Source organism: Campylobacter sp. MIT 21-1684 (genome assembly GCF_026241315.1).
Taxonomy (GTDB): Bacteria; Campylobacterota; Campylobacteria; order Campylobacterales; family Campylobacteraceae; genus Campylobacter_D.
In genome coordinates this window covers 1-12,696 of record NZ_JAPHNA010000016.1, presented here as the reverse complement: position 1 = coordinate 12,696, position 12,696 = coordinate 1, and the positions used below count along the sequence as shown (strand labels likewise).

At 31.5% G+C, this 12,696-nt stretch carries 11 protein-coding genes and 1 pseudogene; 8 read left to right on the top strand and 4 right to left on the bottom strand.

Annotated elements, in window-relative coordinates; genetic code table 11:
* Positions 1-97: 97 nt before the first annotated feature.
* The 4 genes and pseudogenes from OQH62_RS06720 to folE form a co-directional block, all read right to left on the bottom strand.
* On the bottom strand, positions 98-2,200 hold the full coding sequence (locus OQH62_RS06720) for a methyl-accepting chemotaxis protein (protein ID WP_266015577.1): 2,103 nt from the start codon (positions 2,198-2,200) through the stop codon (positions 98-100).
* Between the two features lie 83 nt (positions 2,201-2,283).
* A pseudogene (locus OQH62_RS06715) lies at positions 2,284-2,646 on the bottom strand (winged helix-turn-helix domain-containing protein); the annotation flags it as partial.
* A 289-nt stretch (positions 2,647-2,935) separates the two neighbouring features.
* Positions 2,936-4,276, bottom strand: coding sequence for a flagellar protein export ATPase FliI (gene fliI / locus OQH62_RS06710; RefSeq protein ID WP_266015576.1), 1,341 nt, complete (start codon positions 4,274-4,276; stop codon positions 2,936-2,938).
* Positions 4,276-4,848 carry a GTP cyclohydrolase I FolE gene (folE, locus tag OQH62_RS06705; RefSeq protein ID WP_266015574.1) on the bottom strand — a complete coding sequence of 191 codons (573 nt, stop codon included), beginning with the start codon at positions 4,846-4,848 and terminating at the stop codon, positions 4,276-4,278. Before folE ends, fliI begins: the two co-directional genes overlap by 1 nt.
* A 126-nt stretch (positions 4,849-4,974) precedes the next feature.
* On the opposite strand from folE, the gene tig reads away from it, so the two are divergent.
* The 8 genes from tig to OQH62_RS06665 all read left to right on the top strand — a co-directional run bounded on the left by tig (position 4,975) and on the right by OQH62_RS06665 (position 12,458).
* Positions 4,975-6,291 carry a trigger factor gene (gene tig, locus OQH62_RS06700; RefSeq protein WP_266015572.1) on the top strand — a complete coding sequence of 439 codons (1,317 nt, stop codon included), beginning with the start codon at positions 4,975-4,977 and terminating at the stop codon, positions 6,289-6,291.
* A complete protein-coding gene (clpP, locus tag OQH62_RS06695; protein ID WP_266015570.1) occupies positions 6,291-6,875 on the top strand; it encodes an ATP-dependent Clp endopeptidase proteolytic subunit ClpP in 585 nt (194 codons plus the stop codon). Before tig ends, clpP begins: the two co-directional genes overlap by 1 nt.
* Before the next feature lie 11 nt (positions 6,876-6,886).
* Entirely contained in the window at positions 6,887-7,414 is a 528-nt protein-coding gene (gene def / locus OQH62_RS06690) for a peptide deformylase (RefSeq protein WP_266015568.1), read from the top strand.
* Positions 7,401-8,921 (top strand): YifB family Mg chelatase-like AAA ATPase, encoded by a 1,521-nt coding sequence (locus OQH62_RS06685; RefSeq protein ID WP_266015566.1) that lies wholly within the window; start codon positions 7,401-7,403, stop codon positions 8,919-8,921. The genes def and OQH62_RS06685 overlap by 14 nt, the downstream gene beginning before the upstream one ends.
* Before the next feature lie 2 nt (positions 8,922-8,923).
* On the top strand, positions 8,924-9,610 hold the full coding sequence (locus tag OQH62_RS06680) for an NYN domain-containing protein (protein ID WP_266015564.1): 687 nt from the start codon (positions 8,924-8,926) through the stop codon (positions 9,608-9,610).
* Positions 9,594-10,961: an NAD(P)H-hydrate dehydratase gene (locus OQH62_RS06675; RefSeq protein WP_266015562.1), complete on the top strand. Its 1,368-nt coding sequence runs from the start codon at positions 9,594-9,596 to the stop codon at positions 10,959-10,961. Before OQH62_RS06680 ends, OQH62_RS06675 begins: the two co-directional genes overlap by 17 nt.
* Positions 10,952-11,527 (top strand): phosphoribosylglycinamide formyltransferase, encoded by a 576-nt coding sequence (gene purN / locus OQH62_RS06670; protein ID WP_266015560.1) that lies wholly within the window; start codon positions 10,952-10,954, stop codon positions 11,525-11,527. Before OQH62_RS06675 ends, purN begins: the two co-directional genes overlap by 10 nt.
* Positions 11,528-11,636: 109 nt before the next feature.
* Positions 11,637-12,458, top strand: a complete 822-nt coding sequence (locus OQH62_RS06665; protein WP_266015558.1) for a TerC family protein — start codon at positions 11,637-11,639, stop codon at positions 12,456-12,458.
* Positions 12,459-12,696: the final 238 nt, after the last annotated feature.

Genomic DNA, 12,696 nt, shown 5'->3' with positions numbered 1-12,696 from the left:
GTTATCTCCATTATTTTTTATTTACAATAATATTCAAAAATTTATAAAATAGGTACTATTCAACAGAGCCCATATGCTTTTAAGTTGTAAAACGAAATTAAAACTGCTTTTTATTCACATCATCTAAAATAGAACTAGCCACCTGATTTACTCTATGTGTAATTGTATTTGTCGAATTGACTATCTCAACATTTTCCTTTGTAAGATTTTCAAGTTCTGTTATGGAATCATTAATCTTTGCTATATTGCTCGTTTGTTCTTTAACAGAAACCGAAACTTCATTGACGCTTTGGACTAAAACATTGATGTTTGTTTCAATCTCACTTAAAGATTTTCCAGTTCTTTCTGCAAGCTTACTCACCTCATCCGCAACAACAGCAAAACCTCTTCCGTGTTCTCCAGCTCTTGCTCCTTCTATAGCTGCATTGAGGGCTAAAAGATTTGTTTGATCAGCTATATCTTTAATCACACTGACAATATCTTTAATATCCTCAGCTTGAGTAGCAACTTGAACGGTTTTCACGCTTACATTTTGCATAGAAACATTAATCTGCTCCACAGCATTAGCTGACTGTTCTAAAGAATTTGCTTGAGAATTTGAACCATCGATAAGTTTTTGCATAGAAGATTGAAGTGCTTCAGATTGCCCTGCCAACTCTTTCGCAAATTCTGAAGAAGTCATAAGCATTTGTTTTATTTCTTGACCTAAAATATTTGCCGTTATTTCAACCTCACCCTTGGCTTCTTGAATTTCAGTTGTAAAATCGAAGGCTTTATAACTATTAAAGACACGGTTGATTTCATTCATATCAGAACCAATTTTGTATTCTAAAACACCCAGCATTTTATTAAGCACATTTTTAAGTTCGATAAGCTGCGGATTTATAGGATTTTGAAGAATTCTTGCTGTAAGATTACCAGTTTCAATTTCCTTAGCACTTTGCACTGCTTCATCAACAGCTTTTTGATCTTGCATTAAAGAATTTTTTGTTTTTTCTATATTTTCATTAAGCATTTTTCCTATCGCACCAAGTTCATCATCTGCACGAATTCTAATTTGCCTAAGTTCAACTTTTTCATGATTTAAAAAACGAAAAAACGATTCTAAAGCACTTACAATGATTGGAAGTCTGCTTGCTACTATTTTTCGAACACAATAATACACTACAGCCAATACAACAAGAACAAATAATAAAGCCGCGACAATAATAGTCATTTGAAGTTTTTTCAAAGGTTTAAAGACTGAGTACTTAGGAGCAGTTACTATGATACTCCAAGAACTGTCTTGTATTTTAAAACTATTAAACGCTGCATATGAATCATCCCCATCTGAAGCAATATAATCAAAAATTCCATTCTCACCTTTACGAATAGCTTCATAAACCTTTTGAGCACTTTCATTTGGGTTAAGTTTTTGCAAATTCTTTAAAAGAAGCTCTTTATGAGGATGAACAGCTACAATCGAATCTGAAGTCAAAAGAGCTCTCAATTCTCCTTCAAATTGTCTCCCTAAAGGATCTAAAAGGTATTCAGCTACACTTGAAAAATCTAAAGTCATACCCATAACACCAATGATTTTATTATTATGATCAAATACAGGCATAGCAATATTAACACCATAAAAATCTTCACCATTTAAATTCATCTTTAGGGGTTTGCCTATAAACACTTTATTTTCATCATATCGTGCATTTTTAAGAACATTTTGCGTTGTATCAAAATTCACAATATCATCTCTTGATTGCACAGCTTCAATTTGACCTTTACTAAGCGTATCTTTATCAAAGTACAACATTACAAAATTGTTATTATGAGTTAGAAATGAAGGATTTTGCTCCTTAAAAGACTGAGGAGGATCAATCAAATACAAATATGCAAAATTTGCATAAAGACTGTTATCAAAAATATTTATGATGATATTAGTGATATTATCAATATCTATTTTTTCACTGACTTTTAACTGAAATACTTCAGTGAGAGTATTTGCAACACTTTTTTCCAAAGCTATCATTTCATTAAAAATTCCTTGAGCGTGTGTTGCATAGTCTTTTGAGGTTGAAGAAAGAATTTCTTCGGTATTTTTTGAGATATTTTGACTGACTTGACTTGTAATCAAAAAAATCAAAATAAAAAGCCCTAAAAGGATAACAACTGCTACAGAAAGTATTAGTTTTAAACCTATACTTAAAGTTTTAAACATTTTCAAACTCCTTATAATTTTCCATTAAATTTGTATTATTAGTTCTCAAATACAAAACGATAGATTTTATATTCGTTAAAAAACTATTTTTTCTTCAAAAAAAGCTCCCTAAATCTTTTATTTGCATATTCCTCTACATCTTTTTGCAAAATAGTATAGTTTTGTATTAACTGCATTGCTCTAGGGGTAAGTTTTGTACCCGAATTTTTTGAACGACCTTGTTTTGTAATTACCAAACTTTCTTGACTGTTTTTTTGCAGAGTCTGCAAATGCAACCAAGCTTTTTTGTAATTCAAGCCCATTAGTTTTGAAGCATGAAGCAAACTTCCTGTTTGTGCAATAAGTTCTAAAAGTGCTGTTTTACCTTTACCAAAAAGCAATTCTCCATCAGCATTTTCTATCCAAGTTTTAGTTTTAACAACGAAACACTCTTGTTTTTTTTCTTGTATATTCTTATTTTGTATAGCAATACTGCTTTCACTAGAATTTTTTTTCATTTTCTTCCAAGTCCGTTTTAAATTGTTCAGAAGATTTTAGAGATTCAAGGTAATGAAGCTTTTACTATTGCTAGTATTCAAATGCTCTTTTATAGAAACTCTTAGGTTTTTTCACTCTTTACTTCTAAATTTCTTAAATTCTTAGCTTTTACAAACCCTACAAACAAACTTTTTATTATAACACAAAAATATAACGAGTAAAAACAAATTTTGTTTTGGTCCTAAATCAAAACACAATTCAATTAGACAAGGCCGGACTATTTGTTTGCATTTGGTTGTTAATTTGAGCTAACATTCCCAAAATTTCATCAAATTCAAAGCTTTCATCAGGATTTTGAATGATAAAGTTTTGCATCAATTCTTTTTTTAACACAGCCTCATCAAGCTCTCTATCACTGCCTTTTTGATAGGCACCTATACGAAGTAATACCTCATTCTCCTTCAACAAAGAATGCAAACGTTTAAATTTCCTTGCATTGACTTTATGTTCCTCGCTTATAATATCATTCATCACCCTTGAAGCTGAATTTTGAATATTAATAGGAGGATAGATCCCAAAATCAGTCAGTTCTCGACTCAAAACTATATGCCCATCAAGTATGCTTCTGCTTTGATCAGCTATTGGATCATTCATATCATCACCATCAACAAGAACAGTAAAAAAAGCCGTAATAGTGCCTTTACCCTCTTCTTTTCCTGCACGTTCCATAAGCTGAGGCAAAAGACTTAAAACACTTGGAGGATACCCTTTCGTTGTAGGTGGCTCACCCAAAGCAAGTCCTATTTCTCTTTGTGCCATAGCAAAACGCGTTACACTATCCATAATAAAAAGCACATCTTTGCCTTGCTCTTTAAAATATTCAGCTACACTCATAGCACAAAAAGCACCATACTTTCTCATTAAAGCACTATCATCACTTGTTGCAACTATAAGCACTGTATTATTAAGATTGCCGCCAAGATTTTTTTGAATAAATTCAGGAATTTCTCTTCCACGTTCTCCTATTAAAGCTATAACTTTAATAGGAGCTTTTGAATTCTTTACTATCATACCTATTAGTGTTGATTTTCCAACTCCACTTCCTGCAAAAATCCCTAACTTTTGTCCGACTCCGCAAGTTAAAAGCGCGTCTATACTTTTTATTCCAACAGGAAAAATTTCTTCAATAAGTCCTCTTTTCATAGCATCAATAGGAGTGCGCATAATAGGCATAAATTTGCTCGGTTCAATGATTGCTTTTCCATCTTTTGGCTTCATAAAAGGATCAACTACACGACCCAAAAGCTCATCGCTTACTCCTATTTGCATTCCTCCTTCGCTTAAAAAAGCTCTATCGCCTATTTTAAAGCCTTCCACAAAAGAAAAAGGGCTAAGAAAGCTAGAATTATCTTTAATTTCTACAACCATAGCGAGAGTCTGCAAGTTTTTATTCTCGTTTGAAACAAGTTTTATTATATCACCTATACCTGTTTTTAATCCAAAAATTTCAATACTCGTTGCTGAAATTTTTGTAATTTCACCAAAAACAGTACTTAATTTCTCTTTACCAAGCTTCAAACGCAATTTTTCTAAATCCATTAAAATCTCACTTGTTTAGAAGCATTAATAAGCTCAAAAAATTCTTTTCGAGTTTTCTCATTTTTTAAAAATAGCCCTCTTAAAGCCGAAGTACTAGTGGTAGAATTTGCCTTTTGTATTCCTCTCATTTCTATGCACATATGCCTTGCTTCAATAACTACACCAACGCCCTTTGCACCAACATTATACATTAAGGCATCAGCAATTTGTTCGGTAAGCTGTTCTTGAATTTGCAATCTGTGTGCAAACATATCAACAAGTCGAGGGATTTTGCTTAAACCAACAACTTTCTTATCAGGAATATACGCTATATGAGCCCTTCCAAAAAAAGGTAAAAGATGGTGTTCGCATAAACTGTAAAACTCTATATCCCTCACTAAAACCATTTCATTATTTGAGCTTTCAAATAAAGCATTATTAAGAATTTCTTTGACATCTTTCTTATAACCACTTGTTAAAAATTCATAAGCCCTAAAAACTCTTTGTGGTGTTTTTACAAGCCCTTCACGTGCCGGATTTTCACCTATAATTTCAAGAATAGTACGAATACAATTTTCAAATTTTTCTTGCAAAATCTGCTCCAAAAAAATATTATTTTTTATAAGTCTATCATAAATTGCTTGCAATTTTTTGCAAGCAATTAAGGAAAAATTTGTTATGATTAAAACTTATCAATTTTATTTTATAAGGAAAAAAGTATGGAAGTAAAAGCAAAGCAGTTGGATTCTGTTAATGCAAGCGCCAGTATCAAAATTTCTGCTGAGGCAATTCAAACAGAAAAACAAAAATTGGCAAAGAAAGCTTCTAAAAATGTAAAAATAGACGGTTTTAGACCGGGCAAAGTGCCTGTAAATGCTGTCATAAGACTCTATGGCAAAGGACTTCAAAAAGATGCAGAACAAAATCTCTTTAAAAATGCCATAGACACAGCATTAAAAGAATTAAATAAAGAAAGCAAAGAACTTGTAGGTGAGCCATATTTTGAAAAATTCGACCGTCAGGATGAAAATATCATTGCTGAATGCATCCTTTCTTTTAAACCGCAATTAAACCTTCAAGGATATGAAAATTTAATTCCTCAATACCAAAATCCAAAGATAAATAAACAAGAGCTTGATGAAAAAAGACACAAGCTTTTAAAGAATTATGCTCATACTGAAACTATTAAAGAAAAAAGGGCTTTACAAGAAGGTGATTTTGCTCAATTTGATTTTGAAGGATTTATCGATGGCAAAGCTTTTGAAGGCGGTAAAGCTGAAAATTATGTTCTAGAAATAGGTTCTAAACAATTTATACCCGGTTTTGAAGAAGCTATGATTGGTATGAATGCTGGAGAACAAAAAGAGATACAAGTACGTTTTCCTAAAGAATATGGAGTTGCAAATCTTGCTGATAAAGAAGCTGTGTTTAAAATCAAACTCCACGAAATACAACAACTAAAAATACCCGAACTTGATGAAGAAATGCTTAAAAAACTATTGCCAAATGAAGAGAAACCGAGTAAAGACCTTTTAGAAGAAAAACTCAAAGAACAACTTTACAATGAAAAACTCCTCAAACTTATCAATGATGAACTCAAGCCAAAATTTGTACAAGCTTTAATTGAAAAATTTGATTTTGATATTCCTCAAGGCATACTTGAACAAGAAATCGATATGCAACTACGCAACAGCTTTAAAGACTTAAACCAACAAGAAAAAGAAGAAGTGCAGACCGAAAAAGAAAAATACGAACAAAAACGAGAAAGTTTTAAAGAAGAAGCAAAGAAAAGTGTGAAATTGACCTTTATCATTGATGAACTTGCAAAACTTCGGAAAATTGATATAAAAGATTCTGAACTTGTTCAAGCTATATATTTTGAAGCATACCGTTACGGAGTAGAACCCAAGCAACATTTAGAAAACTATAAAAAACAAGGTGCTTTGCCGGCTGTAAAAATGGCTTTAACCGAAGAAAAACTTTTTAATGATATTTTTATGCCAAAAAATGACCAAAATCAAAAAGAGGAAAAATAATGTATATCCCTTATGTTATAGAAAAAACGAGTCGCGGTGAAAGAAGTTATGATATTTACTCACGTCTTTTAAAAGATAGAATTATTATGTTAAGTGGCGAAATTCACGATGAACTTGCTGCCTCTATTGTGGCACAGCTTTTATTTTTAGAAGCTGAGGATCCTCAAAAAGATATTTACCTTTATATCAACTCTCCCGGAGGTGTCATTACAAGCGGATTTAGTATTTATGATACTATGAATTATATTAAACCTGATGTTTGCACTATCTGTATAGGACAAGCAGCTTCTATGGGGGCTTTTTTACTAAGTTGTGGAACGAAAGAAAAGCGTTTTGCTTTGCCTCATTCTCGTATTATGATTCATCAGCCTTTAGGTGGTGCAAGGGGACAAGCAAGTGATATAGAGATTCAAGCAAAAGAAATTTTAAGATTAAAAACTATTTTAAATGAAATTTTGGCAAAAAACACCGGACAAAAGAATACTAAAATCATAAAAGATACAGAAAGAGATTTTTTTATGAGCGCTAATGAAGCAAAAGAATATGGTCTTATCGATAAAGTTTTACAGAAAAGCTTTAAATAAGCGATGAAGTTATGATAAGAAAAATCATTACCTATCCAAACAAAAGGCTTTTTTTACAATCACAAGCTGTAAGCCAATTTGACGCAAAACTTCATACTCTCCTTGATGATATGTATGAAACTATGATAGCAGGTAATGGTGTAGGTCTAGCTGCCATACAAGTTGATATACCTTTGAGAGTTTTTATTATAAATATTTTAGATGAAAATGAAGAGCAAAAAAAAGAAGATTTGCTTGAAATTATCAATCCACAAATCACTTTTTTAGATGAAGAAAAAATTGAATGCACCGAAGGGTGTTTAAGCATTCCTGATTTTTTTGAAAAAGTTCAAAGATATAATAATATTATGCTTCAGTATCAAGATCGCTTTGGCACACATCAAAAACTTACCGCTAAAGGATTTTTAGCTGTGGCTATTCAACATGAAAATGACCATCTTGATGGTCATTTATTCTTAGAAAAATTATCTTTTTTTAAGCGTCAAAAATTCGATAAAGAATTTAAAAAACAGCATAAAAAACTCAATGAAAACACTTAAATGTCTTAGTTTTAACGAAAATTTAGAACTCATCGATGTTGAATCTACTTTTACAAGAGGTCTTCCAAATTTAACCATAGTTGGGCTTGCAAATACTGCCATAAAAGAAAGTGTTGAACGCATTAAAGCTGCTCTTGTAGCTTGTAATTTTCCTCTCCCTGCAAAAAAAATTCTCATCAATCTCTCTCCTTCTGGAATACCGAAAAAAGGTTCGCATTTTGATCTTGTTATTGCAACTCTTATCCTTTTTCAAAATGAAGAATTTGATGAAGATTTTTTTAAAAATCTTTTTGTTGTCGGAGAACTTGGGCTTGATGGAAGTGTAAAAAGCACAAATGAGCTTTTTTCTTTGCTTTTGTTTTTATCAACACAACTCTCTTTTGCTCGAGTACTTCTTCCAAGTAGTTTAGCACATAAGGCTGCAATGATACCAAACTTAGAAATTTATGCCGTTGAAAATCTGAATGAACTCTCTGAATTTTTTAAAGATAAAAATTATGAAAAATTCAAATTTAGCGGACAGCATCCTTTATTTGCCAATGCTTTAACAATAGCAGATGAAATTTTCATTAGAAACGAATCCTTTCCTCTTGATTTTATAGATGTTAAGGGACAAGAAAATGCTAAAAGAGCTTGTTTAATAGCTGCACTTGGAATGCATAATATCCTTTTTGAAGGAAGTCCGGGTAGTGGTAAAAGTATGTGTGCAAAACGTTTGGTTTTTATACAACCTCCTCAAAATTTGAAAGAAATTTTGTTACAAAGTGCATACAAATCCTTAAATTCTAAAGAATGTGAATTTACAAGTATCAGGGCTTTTAGACACCCTCATCACAGCTCTACACGAGCAAGTATCTTTGGAGGTGGTACAAAGAGTGCAAGAATTGGCGAAATTGCCCTTGCAAATGGTGGAGTATTATTTTTTGATGAATTTCCACATTTTAATAAAGAAATCATAGAAAGTTTAAGAGAACCTTTAGAAGATCACATCATTCAAATATCACGAGTACATTCCAAAAGAAGTTATGAAACAAAATTTAGCTTTATAGCTGCACAAAATCCTTGTCCTTGTGGAAATCTATTTTCAAAAAATTTGAATTGTGTGTGTTCTGAAAACGAAATTAAAAAATATAAAAATCGTCTCTCAGCACCAATTTTGGATAGGATTGATTTATATGTAGCGATGGAAGAAATTAGCAAAGACGATAGGGCAAGTGTCAGTTCTAAAGAATTAAGTCAAAGAGTATTTGAGGCTTTTGTTTTTGGAAAAAAACGTGGTCAAAAGGAATTTAATGGAAAACTCAACGACCAAGACATTAAACTTTTTTGTGTGCTTGAAAATGAAGCAAAACATATTTTAGATTTGGCTGTAAATCGTTATAAACTCTCTCAAAGAGGTATTAATAAAACTCTTAAAGTTGCACGTTCCATAGCTGATTTACAACAAAGCGAAAGTATCTATAAAAGTCATCTCTTAGAAGCTTTAAGCTTTAGAATAAAAGGATAAATATGGAAAATAAAAGCATAGCTATTTTTATTGATGCAGAAAATATTCCCTCAAAATACGCTAAAGTTATTTTTGATATAGCTTCTGATTATGGCGAAATCATTATTAAACGTATTTATGGAGATTGGACTCAAAAAAATTTACAAAACTGGAAAGAACAAATTGCTCAATACTCTCTTATTGCAATGCAACAATTTCATTTTGCTACGCATAAAAATTCAAGCGATATGTATTTAATCACAGAAATAATGAGTATTTTTTATGAAAAAAATATTGACATTTTCGTTATTGTTTCAAGCGATAGTGACTATACAAGTCTCATACAAAAACTAAGAGAAAATAAAAAACAAGTCATAGGAATGGGACTTGAAAAATCTATAAAATCTTATGTCAATGCCTTTAGTGAATTTTTTTATTTAAATGAGCAAAAAAATGAAAATACTTTAAGCAAAGAATACTTAAGCGATTTAATCAAAATTAGCGAACAGCTTATTGACGAAAAAGGGCGAGCTGAATATGCTCAAATTCGTATCAATATGAATCATAAATACTCTGATTTTAATCCACAAAATTATGGTTTTAAAAATTTTAGAGCACTCATACGCAATTTTTTACCTCGAATGAAAAAATTTGAAGAAGGTAGAGAAAGAAATATTTATTTTTTGGTTAAAAATGAAAGCGATTTATAAAGAAGACAAAAGCCTTGATGAAAAAGCTATGAACTATGGTTTAAGCGAGGATGTTTTACTAGAAAATGCCGGTATAGCTTTAGCCTTACTTATCAAAAAAGAAGCAAGGAAAAAACAAAAACAAACAGGGAAGAAATCACGAATTCTTTTTTTGCTAGGTGGTGGAAACAACGGTGCTGATGGACTTGTGGCTTTAAGACATTTAAAAAGATGTAAAGCATATAAACTTGGTTTTAATGAAAATGCTAACTTCAAAAAACAAGAGCGCATTCTCAAAAATTATGGCTTTAAATTCTTACAAAAAAAACCACGATTTCAAAATTATGATTTTATTATCGATTGCATTTTAGGCACAGGAATACAAAGAAATTTAGAAGAGAGTACAGTAGAAATTTTACATAAGGTCAATAGAAGCGATGCGATAAAAATAGCCTGTGATATACCGACAGCATTAGGGCAAAAACTATGCTTTAAAGCTGATATTACACTGTGTATGGGTGTCTATAAAGAACTTGTACTGCAAGACTTTGCAAAAGATTATGTAGGCAAACTTTACCTTGCAAATTTAGGAATCAAACACAAATATTTTGCCTGCGATGCAAAGACTTTTTTGCTTGAAAAAAAGGATTTGCAAACTCTGCAAAGAAAACAAAATTCCCATAAAGGTACCTTTGGACATATCTATATAGCTGGAAGTGCAAGTGCTGGGACCTTAGCTGGTTTAGGTGCATTGCATTTTGGTGCAGGTTTAGTTTCTTTAGTAGCTCCTCAAAGCTTCTCACCTCTCTTAATGCTAAAAAAAGACTTAAGCTCTCAAGCAAATGCCATAGCTTTAGGAATGGGGCTTGAGAATTTAGAACTTTTACAGAGTGAAATTCTAAAAAACATCCCTCTTGTTTTAGATGCAAATTGTTTTTTAAGTAAAAATATACTTTTATATCTTGACAGAGAAGATGTGGTCATAACTCCTCATCCTAAAGAATTTTTAAGACTCTGGCGGCTTTGTTTTAATGAAACACTTACTATTGATCAACTTCAAAAAGAACGTTTTTTCTATGCAAGAGAATTCACAAAACAGTATCAATGCATCTTAGTATTAAAAGGAGCAAACACTCTTATAGCATATAAGGATAAAATCTTTGTAGTGAATTTAGGAAATTCAGCATTGGCAAAAGGAGGGAGTGGTGATGTTCTAAGCGGTATGATAGCAACACTTTTAGCAGCAGGATTTAAAGCTTGTAAAGCTGCAAAAAATGCTGTCTTAGCCCACGCTTTAGTTGCCAAAAACTATAAAGCCAATCCAAATAGCTTTACAGCTTTAAAACTTGTCAAAGGTTTGCAATGCTTATAAAATTAGCGGTACTTTTCAGTGGAAATGGAAGTAATTTAGAAAATATACTTACAAAACTTCATCGCAAAAATATAGGACACAACAACTTTGAAGTCGTGCTTTGTTTATGTAACAATCCATCAGCATACGGAATCAAAAGAGCTGCAAAATTCGGACTTGAAACTATAGTTATAGAACACGGTGCGTTTTTAAATCGCCAAAACTTTGATCAAGTCTTAGTACAAGAGATTCAAAAACACAAAGCAGACTTGACCATTTTAGCTGGTTTTATGCGCATTTTAAGTCCTATTTTTACTCAAAATATCAAAGCTATTAATCTTCATCCTTCTTTACTCCCACTTTTTAAAGGAGCAAATGCTTTAAAAGAAAGTTTTCAAAGCGATATGAAAATAGCTGGAGTTACTGTACATTGGGTGAATGAAGAGCTTGATGGCGGAGCAATCATATCTCAAAAAGCTTTTGAAAAGAAAGGTTTAAGCTATAAAGAATTTGAAGAAAAAATTCACGAATTGGAATACCAAATTCTTCCTCAAACCATCATAGAACTTTTTGAAAATGGGAGCTAAAAACTATAAATTCATACACGGTTCTTATAAGTTTATTGCGATACAAATTGGATTTTTGACTTTTTTACTTTAAAAAAATATAATTTCATTTTAATACAATGAGGTTACAATGTTTGAATGGATTTTCAGTACCGATTCTTGGCTAACTCTTCTCATACTTACAAGTCTTGAAATCATACTTGGAATAGATAATATCATCTTTTTAGCCCTTTTAGTCAATAAACTTCCACCAAAACACAGAAACAAAGGTCGTATTTTAGGACTTGCATTTGCAATGATTACAAGAATTGCGCTACTCTTTTCACTTTTTTGGGTTATAAAGCTTGTTTTTCCACTTTTTTCTTTCTATGTCGGAGCTTTAGAGAATTTAAGCAAACAGGCTCTTGATTCAGCTGTTTTTACAAGTTCATATTTTTCTTTTTTTCAAGGAGGTATAGCTGATCTGAATGGATATTGGGGCGAAATTTCAGGAAGAGATCTTGTGCTTTTCTTCGGTGGTTTATTTTTAATTTTCAAGTCTTTTAAAGAAATAAAAGAAGAACTTTTCACAACAGTCCATAAAAACAACACTTTACACAGCCATACTAGTTCTAATTTTTGGATTGTAGTAGCTGAAATCGGAATTATGGATATTATCTTTTCTCTTGATAGCGTTATTACTGCTGTAGGCATAGCTGATAATATTGAAATTATGATTATAGCTGTAATTATAGCTGTGCTTGTAATGCTTGTTGCTTCAAAACCTGTTTCAGATTTTATCGAAAAATATCCAAACATTAAAATTCTCGCCTTAGTTTTTTTAATAATGATAGGTTTCATCCTAGTTTGTGAAAGCTTTGAAATTCATTTTAACAAAGCATATATCTATGTTGCTATGTTTTTTGCTTTACTTATAGAATGCTTAAAAATGATTAGAGAAAGAAAAAAATAATACAATTATATAAACAAAATTTACATAAAAAAGCCCTAGTTTTTATAGGGCTTGCAATATTTTGAAAAGATTCAATCACTATATCGGATGAAGTATAAAATACTTTAGAAAAAATAGAATAGCCTGTTTGCATTAAGTTGAAAAATCCTCAAATCACTTTAAATCTGTATCTTTCAAAGAATAAAACTCAATTCCAAAAACAAAATAAATAGTATTCTATCACTAAATAAAGCCAGTA

Bases quoted from the DNA above. Each gene is read 5' to 3' on its own strand.
- OQH62_RS06685 (WP_266015566.1), top strand. From the start codon at position 7,401: ATGAAAACACTTAAATGTCTTAGTTTTAACGAAAATTTAGAACTCATC.
- OQH62_RS06680 (WP_266015564.1), top strand. From the start codon at position 8,924: ATGGAAAATAAAAGCATAGCTATTTTTATTGATGCAGAAAATATTCCC.
- OQH62_RS06720 (WP_266015577.1), bottom strand. From the start codon at position 2,200: ATGTTTAAAACTTTAAGTATAGGTTTAAAACTAATACTTTCTGTAGCA.
- purN (WP_266015560.1), top strand. From the start codon at position 10,952: ATGCTTATAAAATTAGCGGTACTTTTCAGTGGAAATGGAAGTAATTTA.
- fliI (WP_266015576.1), bottom strand. From the start codon at position 4,276: ATGGATTTAGAAAAATTGCGTTTGAAGCTTGGTAAAGAGAAATTAAGT.
- clpP (WP_266015570.1), top strand. From the start codon at position 6,291: ATGTATATCCCTTATGTTATAGAAAAAACGAGTCGCGGTGAAAGAAGT.
- OQH62_RS06675 (WP_266015562.1), top strand. From the start codon at position 9,594: ATGAAAGCGATTTATAAAGAAGACAAAAGCCTTGATGAAAAAGCTATG.
- def (WP_266015568.1), top strand. From the start codon at position 6,887: ATGATAAGAAAAATCATTACCTATCCAAACAAAAGGCTTTTTTTACAA.
- tig (WP_266015572.1), top strand. From the start codon at position 4,975: ATGGAAGTAAAAGCAAAGCAGTTGGATTCTGTTAATGCAAGCGCCAGT.
- OQH62_RS06665 (WP_266015558.1), top strand. From the start codon at position 11,637: ATGTTTGAATGGATTTTCAGTACCGATTCTTGGCTAACTCTTCTCATA.